Source organism: Flagellimonas rhodophyticola, assembly GCF_049332665.1.
Taxonomy (GTDB): Bacteria; Bacteroidota; Bacteroidia; order Flavobacteriales; family Flavobacteriaceae; genus Flagellimonas.
In genome coordinates, this window is sequence record NZ_CP186326.1 from 1849221 (window position 1) to 1868794 (window position 19574).

Genomic DNA, 19574 nt, shown 5'->3' on the forward strand with positions numbered 1-19574 from the left:
TAATTTGAGTTAGCTGTCCAAATTTAAGTCGAAGGTTCGTTAAAAAAATCCCAAAAGATGCTAATAAATTCAACTTTTTTAACACAATGGTTAGGTTCGTAATTTGATATAAATTTTACATGGTAATTGAGGTCAGTTTTCTACATTTGAACAAATTGAGAATTATGAGAAAAGCCTTCCTATTCTTTTTACTAATACCCTTTTTCGTTTCGGCAAATTATTGGGGAAAAACGGGGCATAGAGTCACAGGCCATATTGCAGAAAGTCATTTGACAGGAAAGGCAAAGCGAGCTCTTAAGGATCTTTTAGATGGGCATAGTTTGGCATTTGTCTCAACCTTTGCGGATGAAATAAAGGCGGATAGGTCGTTCTCTAAATTTTTTGGGTGGCATTTTGTGAACTATCCCTTGGATGTTCGGTACGAGGATTCGGAGAAGAGTCAATTTGGTGATTTAATTGTTGGTATTGAAGAATGTACCCGAATTGTCAAGGATAAGAATAGAAAACGCGAGGATAGGGTATTTTACTTAAAAATGCTCATTCATTTAATAGGTGATCTGCATCAGCCAATGCATGCCAGTAGGGCCGAGGACAAAGGAGGAAACAGTATTCAAGTACAATGGTTTGGTGAAGGAACAAACCTGCATAGACTATGGGACAAAAATCTGATTGTTTCCTACGGAATGACTTATACTGAATTGGGAAATGAGTTGAACCAAATTTCCAGGAAGGAAGTAAAGAAAATTCAAGAAGGAACGATTTACGATTGGGTTCAAGAATCGCACGAAATATGTGGAGAGCTTTATGAATCTGTTGAAGTAGGAGAAAAATTGGGTTATAAATACGGATATGAATATAACAAGGTGCTTTTCTCCCAATTGCAAAAAGGAGGGCTGCGTTTGGCCAAGGTACTGAACGACCTTTTTGATTGATTACTTGATAATCCGAAAAGTTAGGTTGATTCTACCATCTATAGCCCTCGAAGTTTTGGGAAGTTGGTGCTGCCAGCAATGTTGAGTTTTTCCTCTCATCAACAACAAACTTCCATTTTCAAGCAAAATCTTATGTTTTTGACTCTTATCGGCTTTGTTTCTGAGGTGAAAAAAGCGTTCTGCTCCCAAAGAAACAGATGCTATAATTGGATTTATGCCCAATTCTTTCTCATCGTCAGCATGCCAACCATTACTATCTTTCCCATCGCGATAGTAATTTAAGAGACATGTGGTAAATGTTGTATCCGCCTCTTTTTCAATCGCATTTTTAATCTGAAGCAGTTCTGGAGTAAACAGATGCGGATGCATGGTAATGCCCGAATACGAATAGGATCTTTTATTATCTCCAAAAAGAGCAGTGAGTCTTGGTTGGTCGTGAACCTTTCCATAGACCTTAATTTTATCTTGTTGCCAGGGAATAGACTGTGCTAGAGACTCAAAGTGCCGCCGTGCCTGTTCTGCGCTAAAGAAATTCGGAAAATATGTGATATCTGAATCAACTAAATCCAAAACAATTTTTTCCGAGAATAATCCCATTCTATTGAAGAACCGTTTTTAATTGATTTCTATACTCAGAAGGATTTTGCCCCGTAAAAGCCTTGAAAGACTTGTTGAAATGGGAGAAATTATTGAATCCACTTTCAAAACATACTTGGGTAATACTCATGGGTTGCTCTGCTAAAAGCTTGGATGCATGTACCAACCGATATTCGTTCACAAATTGAGTGAAGGTTTTATTGGTGATTTTTTTGAAATACCTACAAAAAGATGGCACTGTCATGCTTACCATATCCGAGATTTCTGCTAAGCTGATCTCCTCCTTGAAGTTGGTCTTTATGTGATTGAATACAACATTGATACGGTCGTTGTCTTTTACTTCCGTTTCCATAGAAAAACCTTCCGCGTTGAGGACATTCATTTCATTTGAGGTTGCCAATAAATTCAGAATGTTCAAAATGGATAAAAGTCGCTGAAAGTCGGTTTGATATTCCAAGACCTCCATCTTTTCCCCAACCTTCATTTTGGTTTTGCCTGAGAAGGCGATTCCACCTTGGGCCATCTCAAAAAGGGTTTGGATATTTTTCATTTCCGGGATTTTGAAAAAATCATTTCCCAAAAAATCCATCTTCATATGTATCAATGTCTCACTTTTATTACCAGTAAGCTTATCCGTAAAACCGCAGTGCGGCAAATTTGAGCCAATCAGAATTAAATCCCCATCCATGAAATAAGAAACATGACTTCCAATCTGTCGTTTCCCAGAACCACCATTAATGTATACCAACTCCAATTCGGGATGGTAATGCCAACTTCTACCTGTGTTTTCGTTTCGCTCACTGAACTTTTGATAGGTAAATGAGTTGCCAAAATCAGGGGCTATAGCTTCAAAAGCAGGTTTTTGAACCATTGCATTCAATTTAATCAATAGTAAACAAAGTTAGGTACGTAATTATCCCTTCTTCTATGCAAAATTACCAATAATCTATGGTATATTAACCTTAATATTATTTTAACATTGAATGCTAGTTAATATTCCATATAAATTGGAAAATCTGGTGGTGGTTTGCAGTGAAAACCCGACATACATTTGTACTGTAATCTTAAAAAAACGAAGCGTTATGAAATCAGTTTTTAACTATGTTACAGTAGCGGCACTCTTATTAGGAACTATGGGATTTGCCAATGGACCTGCAAAAAGCGAGGTAGAAAGAAGGGTAATCAATGTTGAACTTGATCCCGTATTTGTAAAAAAAGGTGAAAAGATCTTGATGAACCTTTTGAACCTATCCCAGGATAAGGTAGAACTAAAAATATACGACAGTCAAAACCGATTGGTCTATAAGGAATCAATTAAAGGAGAATTTGTTATTGAGAAGGCTTTCAATTTTGAAAAAGCTTTTGAAGACGATTATACCCTTGTTGTAACTGATGCCACTGGCACCTACAAAACAACAATGGTAGTAAAATAGTTAGTTTAGTTTATTGAAATTCGATTCAATCGGGCCCTTCGGGGCCCTTTTTTATACAAAACGCTTTAAGCGTTCCCGTTTGTAGGCGGGCAGAGCCTCGTTCTTTAAGGCCATTTCCACAATAGCTTTATCTTTTTTTCTGGAGAAGAGTAATTCGTAAAACTGTTTGGTGGTAAGTGTATTTTTACTCTCTTCTTTTAACTCCATGATATCTCCGGTCTTTACCTCTCCAACTTCCAATATTCTTACATAAGTTCCTGGATAGCCATGATCAACAAACTCTTTAAGAATATCTTGGGTACCAAATTTAATTCCGAGTTTAAAACACGGCTCCCTTGGTTGGCTAATCTGTACGAGGGCTGACCCTAATTTATAAATACTTCCAATTTTTAATTCGGCTTCATCCATTCCTTCGACGGTAAGATTTTCACCAAACATGCCCCAATTCCAATCCAAATGTGGATATTTTTCTTTCCAATACGGGTAATGGTCCGAGGAAAAAAGATAACAGGCCTTATAGATTCCTCCATGTACTTTTCGATCGCTAATGTTGTCTTTGACAACGCTCTCCGTTTCCAGGGTTATGGGTTCATCAACTGGTTTTTTGAAAATTCCTGTTGTGGTTTGCTGCCCGTTCCATGTTATTGAAGTAGGTTCCCCTATGTTTGTTGAAATAATCTTCATGATATAAAGCTAAAAAAAACCACCTTGAAAAAGGTGGTTTGCATAAAGATTTTAAAGCGATTTTAATCTTTCTTCTCCAGACGTTTGGTCATGGTAAAACCTACCAGAAGACCAATACCAGCCATTAAGAAGATGGTTCCGGGATAGGCTACTTCTTCGTCCAGGTCAAATGTATTTACTAGAGCTGATGCCAAAAATATAGCTACGCCTACACTTATCAATAACACGGCGAAGTTGATTAACACTATTTTCCAAGTTGGAATATCATATTCTCCTTTACTTTTAAAGAAAATACCTGCATCCACGCCTTTTTCAATTAAGGCAAGGCGTTCCTTGTTTCTAGTTGAGAAATATAAATAGGTAATTGCAAACATTACCAAGAAAAAGCTGATTGGGATTAATATTCCTTCCATTTTGATTGTTTTTTTAATTGATTAATAAACTCTTTGAAAACTAAGACGACAGATTTTTTAGTAAGGTTACACTTGGGACATATTTTTTATTTTTAATGTAACCTCCAGTTGCTTATAGTCGTCAAACCGTAAAATGAATGCTATCGTAAACCAACCTGATATAGTCGCTATTGTAAATGGTGATTCACAAGAATTCGCAAAACTTGTGGATAGCTATAAGGACTTGGTGTTTACGGTGGCGTTTCGGATGCTAAAAAATAGGGAGGAAGCTGAGGAGGTTGCACAAGACTCCTTTATTAAGATTTTTAAGTCACTTAAAAGCTTTCAAGGAGATTCTAAGTTATCGACATGGATTTACAGAATAGCTTATAATACATGTTTGGACCGTATTAAAAAGAATAAAATTGGACAAAACTCAGTGCCGATAACAGAGGTTAGCAATTATCAAGTAGTTGAGATGAACAATGCTCTTGATACTATGCTGAAGCAGGAGAAATCAGAAATGATAAAAAAATGTATTCAAAAACTAAACCCAGCAGATGCTGCAATTCTTACCCTTTTTTATTTTGAGGAGCAAAGTTTGAATGAATTGGGAAGCACGTTAAACTTGAGCATGAATACAGCAAAGGTTAAATTATTCAGGGCAAGAAAGCGGTTGGCTGTAATTTTGAAAGAACAATTAAAACCCGAAACCATAAGAAGTTATGAATGAGGATAAAGATTTGGAAAAATTGATCAATAGTCTGATGGAGGAGGCCCCGTTGGAAAAACCTTCCGATAATTTCACCGAAATGGTGGTTGCAAAGGCTAAGTCAGCTAGGGAAGCTAAACTAAAGTTTAAACCGTTGATTACAAAAAGAGCTTTCTTGCTTTGGGCAATAGTTTTTGGCAGCTTGATTTTTTATGTAATCCAATCCGAAGGCGAACTCGATACAAATGTGGGAAACTACTTTTCCTCATTTACTGAAGCAAACAGCTGGATTAATGATAGATTTGGGCAAGTTCAATTGTCAAAAAAGTTAATGTATACGATAGGGACTTTTGGAGTAATGATATATTTCCAAACCTTATTGCTAAAACGATTCTTCAACCGAAGGTTGGTTTAAACCGTTGATAACAAGAAAAAAGGCCCGTCAACTGACGGGCCTTTTTTGTTTACAATGAATTTTATTTGATCATCTCATAGCTGCGTGCTATAAAATTCGTGAGTTCTTCACCCTTAAGAAGTCCTTTGGACAATCGAGCCAAATCAAGTGATTGATTAATCAATCGCTCACGTTTTTTAGCTGTTTTTGTATTCAGAATTTCACTTACCAATTCGTGGTTGGTATTTACGATGAGGTTGTACATGTCTGGCATGTTGCCCATACCGAACATACCACCACCGCCTGTTTGCTGCATTTCCTTCATCCTCCGCATAAACTCAGGCTCGGTAATTACAAAAGGAGAAGCATCGCTATCCATGGCTTCCATCTGAATGGTGTATCCTTTTTCTTGAATAACCTCTTCTATATTGCCTTTCAGTTTTTCTTTTTCTTCATCTGAGAGTTTGGAAATTGCAGTTTCTTCCTTCTTGATGAGATTATCAACATGGTCGGCATCAACACGGGCAAACGACAAATTTTCTTTGGAGGTTTCCAATTTCTGCATCAAATGGGATACAATAGGAGAGTCAAGCAACAATACCTCATAACCTTTGGTTTTTGCAGCCTCTATATAACTATGTTGAGCCTCCTGATCAGATGCATAGAGCACCACTAGTTTGTCATCCTTGTCGGTCTGGTTATCCTTAATTTGCTTTTCCAGCTCTTCATACGTGAAGAATTTGCCATCAACTGTGGGGTATAGCGCAAATTTGTCAGCTTTTTCAAAGAGTTTTTCGTCGGAAAGCATTCCGTATTCGATGACAACTTTAATATCATTCCATTTTTGCTCAAAATCTTCACGATTGTTCTTGAACAACGAATTCAATTTATCAGCGACCTTTCTTGAGATATAGGAGGAAATCTTTTTTACAGCACCATCGGCCTGTAAATAAGACCGTGATACATTTAATGGGATATCCGGAGAATCGATTACCCCGCGAAGCATGGTTAAAAACTCAGGAACAATACCCTCAACGTTGTCCGTTACAAAAACTTGGTTCTGATAGAGCTGAATCCTATCTTTTTGAATATTCAGGTCATTGGTCAACTTTGGGAAGTATAGAATTCCAGTAAGGTTGAATGGATAGTCCACATTCAAATGAATATTGAACAAAGGCTCCTCGAACTGCATTGGATACAACTCACGGTAAAATGACTTATAATCCTCGTCTTTTAGATCAGCGGGTTGCTTTGTCCAAGCAGGATTGGGATTGTTGATGATATCATCGACCTCTTGGGTTGGAGCCGGGTCTTCCTCTTTAGCACCCTCAGGTTTCTCAAGTGTTTCGGTTTTGGTGCCAAACTTTATTGGAATTGGCATGAACTTGTTGTACTTGGTCAAAAGCTCACGAATTTTACTATCCTCCAAAAACTCGGTAGAATCGTCTGCCATATGCAGAATGATTTCTGTACCTCTGTCCTTTTTCTTTGCTTCTTTTAAATCAAACTCAGGAGAGCCATCGCAGGACCAATGCACCGCTGGCTCATCTTTAAAACTCTTGGAAATAATTTCCACCTTTTCTGCTACCATAAATGCAGAATAGAAACCAAGTCCAAAATGACCGATGATTCCAGCATCTTTGTCAGCATCTTTATATTTATCCAGAAACTCTTCCGCTCCAGAAAAAGCCACTTCATTGATGTATTTCTTAATCTCTTCCTCGGTCATACCAATACCTTGGTCAATTATATGGATGCGTTTTTTATCCTTATCCACTTTAACCTCAATCATAGGACTGCCGTACTCAACCTTTGCCTCGCCAATGGAGGTAAGGTGTTTTAGTTTTAAGGTGGCGTCCGTTGCATTGGAAATGAGCTCGCGAAGAAAGATTTCGTGATCGCTGTATAGAAATTTTTTGATCAAAGGAAATATGTTCTCTACAGAAACATTGATTTTACCTGTTGCCATGGTGTATTAGTTTTCTTTTATTTCTTCTTTAATGACAAAAAAAATACCAGAGTGCGATATCTGACAAACTGACATTATGAAAGGGTTTAACAATTGCGATTAAACTTTAACATTATTTTGTTTATTAAAAATTAAAAATAATTAAACAAAAATGTATATATTTGAACTGTTGTAGAAGTTGCTATGAAACAGAATCATGCTACAACAAGTTTGTTTATTTATTGGTTAGGTTGTTGAAAACGCATTTTCGCCCGAAAATGCGTTTTCCGTTATATATTGATGGAACATTAAGAGTATTTTGTTTTTTAATTCGTATTTTTATTTAAACAAAATTGTTATGCCCAATACTTCAGAATCTAAAGTTACCGAAGAAAAAATTATAAGCTGGTACATGCGCTCAGTACTCGAGCATGAGTCTTTGCCAAAATCGATTTTTAAATTTTGCAAGGAGAACAAAATCAAAGAAGAGGATTTTTATCAGTATTTCGGTTCTTTTCAAGGACTCCGGAATGTCGTCTGGGAGCGGTTCTTTACCAATACCATCGCTTTAATGCAAAAAAATGAAGGCTATAGTGACATGGGGAACGAAGAAAAGATGCTGACCTTCTTTTTTACATTCTTTGACACCTTGGCGTTAAACCGAAGCTATGTCCTTTTTATGCTGAAAGAAAGTGGCGATAGAATGGGTCAATTGGAACAGTTAAAAGGTTTGCGAAAAAAAATCAAGAATTACACGTCAGAACTAATTGAAGAAAAAAATAGTGATAAGAACTTAAAAATATTAAAACAAAGCCCGCAGATTTTTTCTGAAGGTGCTTGGGTGCAGTTTTTATTCCTATTAAAATTCTGGATGGAAGATAACTCACCGAATTTTGAAAAAACGGATATCGCCATCGAAAAATCTGTCACCACTATTTTCCAGGTTTTTGAAAATACACCTTTGGAAAAGATAATTGATTTAGGAAAATTCCTTTACAAGGAAACTTTTGCATAGAAAAGTATGAAGACTTTGGATAGCATTCCCACGGGAAAAATAGAACGAGCCGGGAAACTGGTCAAAACGGGAGTCAAGATTGGGGGTAATTATGTGAAGTACTATGGAAAAAAGTTGGTAAATCCTGATATTTCCAAGGAAGAACTCAATCAAGATAATGCCGATGACATTTATGACAGCCTTAAAAGTTTAAAGGGAAGCGCGCTAAAAGTTGCCCAAATGCTCAGCATGGAGAAGAACTTACTGCCGAGTGCCTATGTAGAAAAATTCTCTTTGTCCCAGTTTTCAGTTCCGCCATTGTCCGCGCCATTGGTTCGAAGAACATTCAAGAGATATCTGAGCAAATATCCGGAAGAAATTTTTGATGTTTTTGAGAAAGATTCCATAAACGCCGCCAGTATTGGCCAAGTGCATAAGGCACAGAAAAATGGAAAAGAGTTGGCAGTTAAAATACAGTATCCAGGTGTAGCCGAAAGTATCAGCAGTGATTTGGCTTTAGTTAAGCCCTTGGCAACAAGAATGTTTAATTTAAAGGGAAAGGACTCTGAAAAGTACTTTAAAGAAGTAGAGAATAAACTTATTGAGGAAACCAATTATATTTTGGAACTCAAACAGAGTGAGGAAATTACAGAGGCTTGCGCAATAATTCCGAATATGGAATTTCCCCGATACTATAAAAACTTGTCTAGTGAACGTATCCTTACCATGGATTGGATGAAGGGTAAGCATCTGGGAGAATTAACAAGGACTAGTTTTTCGCAAGAGCTTGGAAATAAGTTGGGGCAAGCCCTTTGGGATTTTTATATGTTCCAAATTCATAATCTTCGTAAAGTTCATGCGGATCCGCATCCGGGAAATTTTCTTGTAAGTTCCAATGATACCTTAATTGCTATCGACTTCGGATGTATCAAAGAAATACCCGACGAATTTTATGTCCCTTATTTTGAATTAGCTCAGGAGAACAACATCAACAACGATGCGGTTTTTATGGAAAAATTGTATGAGTTGGAAATTTTAACCCCGACAGATTCTCAAGAGGAACTGATTTTTTTCAAAGCGTTGTTCAAAGAAATGCTCACGTTGTTCACTTCACCATTTCATCACGAAACGTTTGATTTTGGAGACACTACATTTTGGGACCGAATTGCCGATCTAAGTGAGCGCTACTCTAAAGACGAACAGATTCGCAAAATGAATGGTAGTCGAGGTTCAAAGCATTTTCTGTATATGAACCGTACTTTTTTCGGTCTATATAATCTGCTCCATGACCTCAAGGCCCAGGTTAAAGTCAACCAGTTCAAGAAGTATCTGGGTTAATTTTTTTGCTATTTTCATAATTCCTTGGATATATTTTTTACTTTTCCATGATATAGCCAATGGCTTGTAAGTAAATACCTAAAGTATAACATATGTACAATTCCAAAATATCAGGTCTTGGGTTTTATGTACCTGAGAATGTGGTGACGAATGATGATTTGTCCAAACTGATGGATACCAATGATGAATGGATTCAGGAGCGAACTGGAATCAAAGAAAGAAGGCATGTTGTCAAGGGAACAGATACCACAACTTCGATGGGTGTTAAAGCTGCAGAGATTGCCATTGAGAGGGCAGGAGTGGATAAAGGTGATATCGACTTTATTGTTTTTGCTACCTTGAGTCCTGATTATTATTTTCCAGGACCAGGTGTGCTAGTTCAACGAGATTTAGGACTTAAAACCGTAGGGGCGTTGGATGTAAGAAATCAATGTTCCGGTTTTGTTTATGGTGTTTCAGTTGCTGACCAGTACATCAAAAGTGGAATGTACAAAAACGTTTTGGTCATTGGTTCGGAGCTCCATTCTCATGGGTTGGATATGACCACTAGGGGCAGGGGAGTTTCCGTTATTTTTGGTGATGGTGCCGGAGCAGCAGTGCTTACTAGAGAAGAAGATACTTCAAAAGGAATTTTGTCATCACATTTGCATTCAGAAGGGCAACATGCCGAAGAACTTTCGTTGATTGCCCCTGGAATGGGAAAAAGATGGGTGACCGATATCATCAATGATGAAGACCCGGAAGACACCTCCTATTTTCCATATATGAACGGTCAATTTGTATTTAAGAATGCTGTGGTGCGATTTAGTGAAGTAATCATGGAAGGTTTACAGACCAATAATCTAGGCCCTCAGGATATTGATATGCTCATTCCGCATCAGGCCAACTTGCGAATCTCGCAGTTTGTGCAGAAGAAATTTGGACTTTCCAATAATCAAGTGTTCAACAATATTATGAATTACGGAAATACCACGGCTGCTTCCATCCCAATTGCTTTGACCGAAGCTTGGGAATCAGGAAAAATCAAAGAAGGAGATGTGGTGGTGTTAGCGGCTTTTGGAAGCGGATTTACCTGGGGAAGTGTCATTATAAAATGGTAGTACTTTATGGGCAGACAGCTCGATAAACTGAATCAAGCTCTTATCGATTTTATTCAGAGGCAAAAAATGTTTTTTGTGTCTACAGCTATGGAAGAAGGGTCAATCAACCTATCTCCTAAAGGGCTGGATTCGTTGCGAGTTATCGATGAAAATAGGGTAGTTTGGCTGAATTTAACCGGAAGTGGCAATGAAACAGCTGCCCATTTAAACCATAAAAACCGAATTACCATTATGTTCTGCGCCTTCGAAGGTGACCCCATGATTTTGAGGTTGTACGGAGCGGCAAAAGTTCACTCATTTGATTCCAAATTTTGGAAAGACCACATTGATTTATTTCCACAGATAAAAGGAGGCAGACAATTGGTAGATATAAAAATCGAAAAAGTCCAAATTTCATGCGGGATGGGCGTTCCGATTATGGAATACAAACATCAGCGCCAAGGATTACTTGATTGGGCTGAGAAACAGGGGGATGCTGGTCTGGAGAAGTATTGGAAAACAAAAAATAGTACAAGTTTAGATGGACATCCCATTGAAAACTAATTTCAAAAGTAAAACCCCGATCCTACAGGATCGGGGTTTTTAAATGATAAACCTTGAAAGACTAACCAACCAACACGCTATTCAAGGAATATCAAATGCTCGTTATAAGATTCCTCCGCTGGATTGTTTGGTGTTGCTATCCCTTCTTTTACGTTGTTTAGCTCTATACTTGCCGCCACCAAAACGATAGTTTAGTCCAACATATACATTGTTGCTCTCCCAATTAAATCCACCTTCTTGTGGATAAGGTCGCTGACCGTCAAAAGCAAATCGCATGGTATTGAAAATATCATTATAATTGAGGCTCAAAGTCCCTTTACCTTGGGCAAAGCTGTATCGCGCGCCAAGATTTACAAAGTACATTGGTCTGATTTCAAACTGGAGTGTTCTGTTCTGACCGCGATAGAAACCAAAGGCCTGAAGCGTAAGTTTCTTGTTTATCTTAAAACTGTTGTTCATACGCAAATTCCATGCTGTGTTGTCAACTTCAACGTTTTCCACCGCGATATCATCTTCCGTAGGGTTGGTGACATTTGGATCCAAACTTTCTGTAATTCCGCGCTGGGTCTGTGAATAAAAATCAAAACTACCGTTGATGCTCCACCACTTTGTAGGTTTATAGTTTGAAGACAATTCAAAACCGTAGGCAGAAGTATTATCAAAATTATCGAAAGTCAAAATCAGCTTGTTGAAATCCAATCTATCAACATAGACAGCTCTATTGATTTCATCAGATATTGATCTATAGAAAACACCTGTGGTAATACTTCCATTTTTAATCCTTCTGGTGTAATTAACCTCATAGGAATTGGTGAACTGTGGCTCCAAACTTGGATTTCCAAAGGATGAAATCAATGGCGTTGCCCATTCCCGAATAGGATTGACCTGACCTAAACCTGGCCTATCCACTCGCTTACTGAAGCTTACTTGCCATTGGTCCTTTTCATTTGGGTCATAGGTTAGGAAAGCGGATGGATATATTTGGGTGTATTTGTCGGTGAAGGACCTCACTGTGTTTGTATCAGCCTTTACCTCTACGTCTTCAATACGCACTCCTACTTGATAGGACCACTTATCCCTTTTCTGACTAAAAGTGGCATAAGCCGAATAAATATCCATATTGTAAACAAAGTCTGTGCTTGGCGTTGGAATTAAATCTCCTGCTGAGTTGAATGAAAGTCCCGTTGAAGAATAATCTACATCGGTCTCAAAGTTTCTAGACTCTAACCCAACTTCAATTTTGGAAATACTGTCAAGTGGGTTCACATAATCCAGGTTGGCAATGGTCTGCGTGCGCTCGGTATCTACAAAATCCATATAGTCCGGAAATAATGATGCACCAGATGTCCTGAAATTTGCATCTTGACCACTTTTAAACTGATTGTGGTCTACCTCAAGTTCTATGTTGTGCCCCTCTTTGTTAAAATCCAATTTATAATCAAAGTTGTATTGTTCACTTCTATTATCACTGACATCATTAAAAAATTGGGTTACGTTTCTAGGGAGGTCATTTCTATATATTACATCGGTAATGCCTTCGCCTTTGCCATCAAATATGTTCTGATTTGTGAATACCGATATGGTGTTTTTATCATTCAGATAAAAATCCACACCCACCTTGTACAAATGTGATTTATTATTGTTGAAAAAATCGAATATTTGAATGGAGTTTTCATCCAATCTTGTAATAGTCCCATCATTTACATATTTACCAATGTTATTGCCATAATTTCCGTAAAAGTTGAACTTTCCGTTCCGATAGTTCATATCGATTGAAGAGTTGAACTTGGCTTCGATACCTTTGGTAAGTCCTGTTGTAATGCTACCATTGAATCCGATATTGGCGTTTTTATGCAATACAATATTGATGATGCCGCTCATGCCTTCTGGATTGTATTTGGCGGAAGGATTGGTAATCAGTTCAATAGATTTTATAGAGGTTGAAGGTATTTGTCTTAGCAATTGTGCTACAGGTACATTAGAAAGCTTCCCATCTACCATTACACGGACGTTGGAGTTGCCACGCATACTAATATCCCCAGTTTGTGAATCAACATTCACAGAAGGAATATTGTTCATGATATCGGAGGCTGTAGCGCCGGCAGTTGTCAAATCTTTCCCAACATTAATTACTTTGCGATCTACCCGTTGTTCTATGGTGGTGCGTTCTGCAACCACTTCGACCTCGTCAAGTTCTGCGGTCTCTTCCATCAATGTTATGGTACCGACATTTACTTTGCGGTTCCTTTTATCTATTATCAACTTTTGAGAGTGCGTCTTGTATCCAATAAATTGAACTTCAAGAACAAAAGAGCCTTCGGGCAATTTTTTAATCTCGAAGGTACCATCGTCATTAGTTATACCGCCTGTAATAGTTTGTGTACCATCCTCCGATTTTATTACAATGGCCGCATAGGCCACAGGTTGATTTAAGGCGTTGTCTAAAACAACCCCCGAAATGGACCCGATAGGAGGTTCATTAGTGTTTATTGATGCTAAAATTGTAGATTGGGCGCCACATAAGAGTAGCGCAAAAAGAAAAATTACTCGTTTCATGAGTTCGTTTGTTTTTGATTGATTGATGATGTCTACTAGACGATGGCCTTATTAAATTGTTACATCTTAAATGAGCTTTAACATTTTTTAACAAAGACCTTTGAAACTTGAAGATGTAAGTTCGTTGCGAAAAGTGGTACAAAAGATAAACCCTGACTTACGATAACAATCGAGACGCCAGGGTTTTTACATTGATAAGCTATACTAAACACTAACCATTAACTATAAAAAATACAGACTTACCAATGATTAATTTTCTATGTACAATAGACGGTTTTTTTTTGGAATAGTTACACGCTTTAGTTTAGTTTAACACATAAATTAACAAATGGGTAACACACTTGTTTTCGGAGCATCATTAAATCCAAGTAGATACAGCAATTTGGCAATACATCGATTGGTTGAAAACCAACAGGAAACCTTTGCGTTTGGGGTTCGCCAAGGAACCGTTTCCGGCATACAAATTAAGGACAACCTTACTGATTTTCAAAATATCCATACGATTACTTTGTATATGAACCCTCAACGGCAGAAGGAGTATTACCAAAAAATAATTGATTTAAAGCCCGAAAGGGTGATATTCAATCCAGGCGCGGAAAACCCCGAATTTGCCACAATGCTTATGGATGTCGGAGTCAAAGTGGAGAATGCATGTACCTTGGTTTTACTGGCTACAGGGCAGTATTAGGAGCAGGATTTTTAGTTCGAATTAACCAAAGACCGAAAAAGGTCAATAGTCCGTTCAATGGCAGCAATTCATATCCAAGCACATATCCTCCCAGGTACTCTGAAGGAATGTTGGCAATGGTCCAAATAATAAGGACTGAAAACAATCCAACTACCCAAACATATTTGTCTCGTATCTGATGTTTGGTGAAAATGCCAAAAGCAAAGAGCCCCAAAAGTGGGCCATAGGTGTACCCGGCAACAGTTAAAAGACTATCAATTACATTACTGTTCAAAATGTATTTGAAGGAAATAATCACCAGAATAAGCATTACGCTCATGGCGACATGCGTGCGTTTTCTGGTTTTCTTTTGCATTTCTTCGGCTTGTTTTTCCAGATCTAAAAAATCAACACAAAAAGATGTTGTCAATGAAGTCAGAGCGCTGTCTGCGCTACTGTAAGCAGCTGCGATAAGACCTAACATAAATGTGATGGCCAATGTTAACCCAAGGCCGCTGTTCAATGCAATTTCAGGAAACAAAAGGTCTGTTTTTGGATTTCCATCCATCAGGGGAATAGAGATTCCATTTTGGTTGGCAAAAATAAATAGCAAGGCCCCCAACAACATAAAAAGAAAGGTTACCCCCACCAAAACCAGACTAAAGGATACCATATTCTTCTGGGCATCCTTCAATGTTTTGCAGGTAAGGTTCTTTTGCATCATATCTTGGTCCAATCCGGTCATGCAAATGGTTACGAACATTCCGCCAATAAAGGATTTGATAAAATGATTTCTGTCAAGAAAACTATCTGTAAAAAGAAATTTGTTATAAGTCTTTAACTCCTCCGAAGCTAAAAATTCTCCAAAACTCCAATCAAGTTCTCGATTAATGAGGATAATGGACAAAACAACCGCGATAATCATAAACAAGGTCTGCAAGGTATCTGTCCAAACAATCGTTTTTATACCTCCTCTATTGGTATAGATCCATATCAGTGCGATTGAAATAATTACAGTAAACTCAAACCGTATGCCCAAATCATCGAAAACAAACTGTTGCAGTACTATGGCCACCAGATATAAACGAAATGCCGCTCCCAACACCCGGGAAACAAAAAAGAAAAAAGCCCCAGTTTTATGACTAACGGTTCCGAATCTGTCCAACAAATACTCATATATAGAGGTAAGGTTGTATCTGTAATAGATCGGCAATAGAACGTAGGCCACAACAAAATATCCAAAAAGGTAACCCAAAACCACTTGCATATATCCAAATTGCGAGGCTTCGACCCAACCTGGAACGGAAATAAATGTTACCCCTGAAAGTGATGCGCCAACCATTCCAAAAGCCACCAAATACCATGGTGATTGTTTTCCTGCCTTAAAAAAATCTGAATTGGAATCATTCTTTCCTGTGAAATAGGAAATGATCATCAGTACCAAAAAATACGCGCCGATGAGCAAAAGAATCTGAGTGGCCGACATAGATTGTATTTGATTTGCAAAATACAAAAGTTAATCGGTAACTCTAAAATCGTAATTTTGCCAATCAATAATAAGTATGGAGTTTTCGTCGAAAATTTTGGAAAATGCTGTGTACGAAATGTCACAATTACCAGGGATAGGTAAACGCACTGCTTTAAGATTGGTTTTACATTTACTGAAACAGCCGGAAGAACGCACAAATTTATTGACCGAAGCCCTATTGAAACTGAGGAGCGAGATCAATTTTTGCAAAACGTGTTCCAATATTTCCGACACTGAAATATGCGAAATCTGTGCCAACTCCAAACGAGATAGGAATTTGGTCTGTGTGGTAGAAGACATTAGAGATGTTATGGCGATAGAGAACACCTCGCAATACAACGGACTTTACCATGTACTTGGTGGAAAAATATCACCCATGGAAGGCGTAGGTCCTCAAGACTTGAATATTGTTTCCTTAGTTCGACGCGTTAAAGAAGAGGACGTAAAAGAGCTTATTTTTGCTTTAAGCTCTACTATGGAAGGAGATACAACCAATTTTTACATTTATAAACAACTAGAAGGATTGGACGTTGCAACATCTACCATTGCCAGGGGAATATCTGTAGGAGACGAATTGGAATATGCAGATGAGGTGACTCTGGGTAGGAGTATATTGAACAGGGTTCCCTTCGAAAATTCAATTAAGGCCAATTGAATTTGAACGAAATAATACATATAAATTAATAATAAGAGGATTTCTTTAGTATTTTTGCAAAATATAAGTCGATATCACCTCGTTAAATAGGAATATGTCAAAGTTTGAGTTGAAATTACCACAAATGGGAGAAAGTGTTGCTGAAGCAACATTGACCACTTGGTTAAAAGAAGTTGGAGATGCCATTGAGTTGGACGAAGCCGTATTTGAGATTGCTACTGATAAAGTAGATTCAGAAGTACCCAGTGAGGTAGAAGGTGTGCTGTTGGAAAAAAGATTTGATATCGATGATGTCATCAAAGTAGGTGAAGTTGTCGCGGTAATTCAAATAGATGGAGAAGCCCCAGAAGTTTCCAGCAACGGTGCTGATGTTGTTGAAGAAATAGAAGATGTTGAAGAGCCAGTTGCCATTTTAGAAAGTCAAATAGCAGAGGTTAAGGAGTCCGTTTCCGCACCAAGCCAAGATTTTTCGCATTCTGAACGTTTTTACTCCCCATTGGTCAAGAATATCGCGAGAGAAGAAGGAGTTTCAATGGAAGAATTAGAATCTATTGCAGGCACAGGGAAAGAAGGTAGGGTGACAAAGAATGATATCAAGGCATTCTTGCAGAGCAGGTCTTCCAATGGAAGTTCTCCGACTACCGTTGAAACTGTTGTTGATAAAGTTGCACAAGCTCCAGCTAAAGCGGAAAGTGCCATTACAAAACCGGAAGCGCCCAAAGCTGCACCCACACATGTTACTGGAGGGGATGAAATTATTCCGCTAACAAGAATGGGTAAGCTTATTGCTCAGCATATGGTTGACAGTGTATCCACTTCGGCGCATGTTCAGAGCTTTGTGGAGGTTGATGTAACCAATGTGGTCAACTGGAGGAATAAGGTCAAGAAAGAATTTGAACAAAGAGAAGGTGAAAAATTGACATTCACCCCAATATTTATGGAGGCCATTGCCGTAGCCTTAAAAAAATACCCCATGATGAATATTTCTTTGGATGGTGATAAGGTCATCAAAAAGAAAAACATCAATTTGGGAATGGCCGCTGCATTGCCAGATGGAAACTTGATTGTTCCAGTAATAAAAAACGCCGATCAACTTAATTTGGTTGGGATGGCAAAAACCGTAAATGATTTGGCAAACAGATCAAGGAACAACCAATTAAAACCTGATGAGGTCAAAGACGGTACTTATACCGTTACCAACGTAGGTTCTTTTGGGAGTGTTTTTGGTACGCCAATCATCAATCAACCACAGGTTGGTATTTTGGCCTTAGGCGCAATAAGAAAACTTCCATCGGTAATAGAAACAGATCAGGGAGAATACATTGGTATTCGCAGCAAGATGTTTTTGTCCCATAGCTATGACCACCGCGTGGTTAACGGTGCCTTGGGAGGTATGTTTGTTAAAACAGTGGCTGATTATCTCGAAGCTTGGGATATAAATAGGGAAATCTAAATAGAAAAGCGTTTTTTTCTTTTCACTATTGTTAACTTAGAGGCTTAATCAAATGCATTCGTCAATGAGATATTTTGCCCTAATCAATCTGGCTTTACTTTTTTTATTTAGCAGTTCAATGCAGGCCCAAGACCTTTCCAGTTACCAAAAGAAAACCTTTGAAAAAGATGGAGGTACAATGCCCTATCGAATTCTTTTACCGAAGGATTACAATCCTTCAGAAAAATACCCGCTCATTCTTTTTTTACACGGTTCTGGAGAACGAGGCAATGATAATGAGGCTCAATTAGTTCACGGATCAAGTCTTTTTCTAAAAGAGGAAGTAAGGAATACTTATAAAGCCATTGTTGTTTTTCCGCAGTGCAAGGCCCAAAGTTCATGGGCGAAAATTGATGTTGAAGGAGATTTTCCAAATCGAGAGTTTGTTTTTTATGAAGATGCAGAGGCCACAAAAGATATGTTGCTGTTAGAAGGCTTACTTAAATATTTAAAGAAAACATACAAACTGGATAAAAATAGAATGTACGTTGGGGGACTTTCTATGGGAGGAATGGGAACTTTTGAATTGGTCCGAAGGAATCCCAAAATTTTTGCTGCAGCCCTTCCAATTTGCGGAGGAGCCAATCCAGAAATTTCCAAAAAACTTAAAAAGCCACACTGGTGGGTTTTTCATGGAGACGATGACCAAGTTGTTCCCGAAAAGTATTCTTCTCAAATGGTGGATGCCATGAAAGCAAATGGGATAGATGTTAAATATTCCGTGTATCCTGGGGTAGGGCACAATAGTTGGGACAATGCATTTGCCGAGCCCGAATTGTTATCCTGGTTATTCTCTAAATCGAAATAGATCTAAATGGAGTTACAGCTTACAAAACCAATTTGTTTTTTCGATTTGGAAACAACAGGTACTAATGTGGCCAAGGATAGGATTGTTGAAATTTCTATTTTGAAGATTTTTCCCAATGGGAATAAGGAAAGCAAGACCTGGTTAGTGAATCCTGAAATGCCTATTCCACAAGAGGTGGTTGAAGTACATGGAATTTCCAATGAAAAAGTGGCCAACGAACCTACGTTCAAGCAACTTTCAAAAGAAGTCTATAAAATGATAAAAGATAGTGATTTGGCCGGTTTCAATTCCGATAGATTTGATATACCCCTGTTGGCTGAAGAAATGCTGCGTTCAGATGTCGATTTTGATATGAAACATATGATGTCTGTGGATGTACAGACCATTTTCCATAAAATGGAAAAGAGAACGCTTGGAGCGGCCTACAAATTCTATTGTGATAAAGACCTTGAAGATGCCCATAGCGCCGAAGCAGATACTAATGCGACCTACGAGGTGCTAAAGGCGCAATTGGATCGTTATCCCGACTTGGAAAATAACGTTAAGAAGCTATCGCAGTTCACTACCCGAAAACAATCACTTGACTTTGCAGGATTCATTGGTGTAGATGAAAATGAACAGCCTATTTTTGCTTTCGGAAAGCATAAGGGCAAGACGGTAGATGAGGTAATGGAGTCCGAACCGGGTTATTTCGGATGGATTTTGAATGCTGACTTTCCGTTGTACACCAAGAAAGTACTTACACAAATCAAGCTCAGCAAGCTTAACAATAAATTGTAGTAACAATAACCACTAAAAATG

General features: G+C 38.1%; 20 protein-coding genes. 13 read left to right on the forward strand and 7 right to left on the reverse strand.

Annotated features, from left to right (window positions below):
- Positions 1 to 164: 164 nt before the first annotated feature.
- Positions 165 to 932, forward strand: a complete 768-nt coding sequence (locus ACOKFG_RS08265; RefSeq protein ID WP_299488799.1) for a S1/P1 nuclease — start codon at positions 165 to 167, stop codon at positions 930 to 932.
- On the opposite strand, the gene ACOKFG_RS08270 is transcribed toward ACOKFG_RS08265, so the two are convergent.
- Positions 933 to 1529 carry an alpha-ketoglutarate-dependent dioxygenase AlkB family protein gene (locus ACOKFG_RS08270; protein ID WP_422861053.1) on the reverse strand — a complete coding sequence of 199 codons (597 nt, stop codon included), beginning with the start codon at positions 1527 to 1529 and terminating at the stop codon, positions 933 to 935.
- A gap of 1 nt (position 1530) precedes the next feature.
- Entirely contained in the window at positions 1531 to 2400 is an 870-nt protein-coding gene (locus tag ACOKFG_RS08275) for an AraC family transcriptional regulator (RefSeq protein ID WP_299488793.1), read from the reverse strand.
- Positions 2401 to 2611: 211 nt separating this feature from the next.
- Between ACOKFG_RS08275 and ACOKFG_RS08280 the strand changes: the two genes are divergently transcribed.
- Positions 2612 to 2962 carry a hypothetical protein gene (locus ACOKFG_RS08280; protein ID WP_299488790.1) on the forward strand — a complete coding sequence of 117 codons (351 nt, stop codon included), beginning with the start codon at positions 2612 to 2614 and terminating at the stop codon, positions 2960 to 2962.
- Between the two features lie 51 nt (positions 2963 to 3013).
- On the opposite strand, the gene ACOKFG_RS08285 is transcribed toward ACOKFG_RS08280, so the two are convergent.
- Positions 3014 to 3646 (reverse strand): MOSC domain-containing protein, encoded by a 633-nt coding sequence (locus ACOKFG_RS08285; protein ID WP_299488787.1) that lies wholly within the window; start codon positions 3644 to 3646, stop codon positions 3014 to 3016.
- A gap of 62 nt (positions 3647 to 3708) precedes the next feature.
- Positions 3709 to 4059, reverse strand: coding sequence for a DUF6249 domain-containing protein (locus ACOKFG_RS08290; RefSeq protein ID WP_298794771.1), 351 nt, complete (start codon positions 4057 to 4059; stop codon positions 3709 to 3711).
- Between the two features lie 133 nt (positions 4060 to 4192).
- Here ACOKFG_RS08290 and ACOKFG_RS08295 point away from each other — a divergent pair, with 133 nt between their 5' ends.
- Together ACOKFG_RS08295 and ACOKFG_RS08300 are read left to right on the forward strand one after the other, a co-directional pair.
- Entirely contained in the window at positions 4193 to 4771 is a 579-nt protein-coding gene (locus ACOKFG_RS08295; RefSeq protein WP_299488784.1) for a sigma-70 family RNA polymerase sigma factor, read from the forward strand.
- A complete protein-coding gene (locus ACOKFG_RS08300; protein ID WP_298794773.1) occupies positions 4764 to 5165 on the forward strand; it encodes a hypothetical protein in 402 nt (133 codons plus the stop codon). Before ACOKFG_RS08295 ends, ACOKFG_RS08300 begins: the two co-directional genes overlap by 8 nt.
- Positions 5166 to 5226: 61 nt before the next feature.
- Here ACOKFG_RS08300 and htpG read toward each other — a convergent pair whose 3' ends face one another.
- A complete protein-coding gene (gene htpG, locus ACOKFG_RS08305) occupies positions 5227 to 7113 on the reverse strand; it encodes a molecular chaperone HtpG (protein ID WP_422861054.1) in 1887 nt (628 codons plus the stop codon).
- 337 nt (positions 7114 to 7450) lie between these two features.
- Here htpG and ACOKFG_RS08310 point away from each other — a divergent pair, with 337 nt between their 5' ends.
- From ACOKFG_RS08310 to ACOKFG_RS08325, 4 genes are all read left to right on the forward strand, one after another.
- Positions 7451 to 8107 carry a TetR family transcriptional regulator C-terminal domain-containing protein gene (locus tag ACOKFG_RS08310; protein WP_299488777.1) on the forward strand — a complete coding sequence of 219 codons (657 nt, stop codon included), beginning with the start codon at positions 7451 to 7453 and terminating at the stop codon, positions 8105 to 8107.
- Positions 8108 to 8113: 6 nt separating this feature from the next.
- A complete protein-coding gene (locus ACOKFG_RS08315; protein WP_299175801.1) occupies positions 8114 to 9424 on the forward strand; it encodes an AarF/UbiB family protein in 1311 nt (436 codons plus the stop codon).
- Between the two features lie 92 nt (positions 9425 to 9516).
- Positions 9517 to 10524 carry a beta-ketoacyl-ACP synthase III gene (locus ACOKFG_RS08320; protein WP_299175799.1) on the forward strand — a complete coding sequence of 336 codons (1008 nt, stop codon included), beginning with the start codon at positions 9517 to 9519 and terminating at the stop codon, positions 10522 to 10524.
- 6 nt (positions 10525 to 10530) lie between these two features.
- Entirely contained in the window at positions 10531 to 11067 is a 537-nt protein-coding gene (locus ACOKFG_RS08325; protein WP_299488774.1) for a pyridoxamine 5'-phosphate oxidase family protein, read from the forward strand.
- 102 nt (positions 11068 to 11169) lie between these two features.
- Here ACOKFG_RS08325 and ACOKFG_RS08330 read toward each other — a convergent pair whose 3' ends face one another.
- A complete protein-coding gene (locus tag ACOKFG_RS08330) occupies positions 11170 to 13623 on the reverse strand; it encodes an outer membrane beta-barrel family protein (RefSeq protein WP_298794779.1) in 2454 nt (817 codons plus the stop codon).
- 328 nt (positions 13624 to 13951) lie between these two features.
- Here ACOKFG_RS08330 and ACOKFG_RS08335 point away from each other — a divergent pair, with 328 nt between their 5' ends.
- Entirely contained in the window at positions 13952 to 14311 is a 360-nt protein-coding gene (locus ACOKFG_RS08335) for a CoA-binding protein (RefSeq protein WP_298794780.1), read from the forward strand.
- Here the strand turns inward: ACOKFG_RS08335 and ACOKFG_RS08340 are convergent.
- On the reverse strand, positions 14295 to 15776 hold the full coding sequence (locus ACOKFG_RS08340; protein ID WP_298794781.1) for a sodium:solute symporter: 1482 nt from the start codon (positions 15774 to 15776) through the stop codon (positions 14295 to 14297). The two genes, ACOKFG_RS08335 and ACOKFG_RS08340, sit on opposite strands and share 17 nt — an antisense overlap.
- Before the next feature lie 76 nt (positions 15777 to 15852).
- Between ACOKFG_RS08340 and recR the strand changes: the two genes are divergently transcribed.
- The 4 genes from recR to ACOKFG_RS08360 all read left to right on the forward strand — a co-directional run bounded on the left by recR (position 15853) and on the right by ACOKFG_RS08360 (position 19553).
- Positions 15853 to 16473, forward strand: a complete 621-nt coding sequence (gene recR, locus ACOKFG_RS08345) for a recombination mediator RecR (protein ID WP_422861055.1) — start codon at positions 15853 to 15855, stop codon at positions 16471 to 16473.
- A gap of 94 nt (positions 16474 to 16567) precedes the next feature.
- Complete coding sequence (locus ACOKFG_RS08350) at positions 16568 to 17926, forward strand: dihydrolipoamide acetyltransferase family protein (RefSeq protein WP_422861056.1); 1359 nt, start codon at positions 16568 to 16570, stop codon at positions 17924 to 17926.
- A 64-nt stretch (positions 17927 to 17990) separates the two neighbouring features.
- Positions 17991 to 18773, forward strand: coding sequence for an alpha/beta hydrolase-fold protein (locus ACOKFG_RS08355; protein WP_422861057.1), 783 nt, complete (start codon positions 17991 to 17993; stop codon positions 18771 to 18773).
- Positions 18774 to 18779: 6 nt separating this feature from the next.
- Positions 18780 to 19553 carry a 3'-5' exonuclease gene (locus ACOKFG_RS08360; RefSeq protein ID WP_299175784.1) on the forward strand — a complete coding sequence of 258 codons (774 nt, stop codon included), beginning with the start codon at positions 18780 to 18782 and terminating at the stop codon, positions 19551 to 19553.
- The last annotated feature ends 21 nt before the right edge of the window (positions 19554 to 19574 follow it).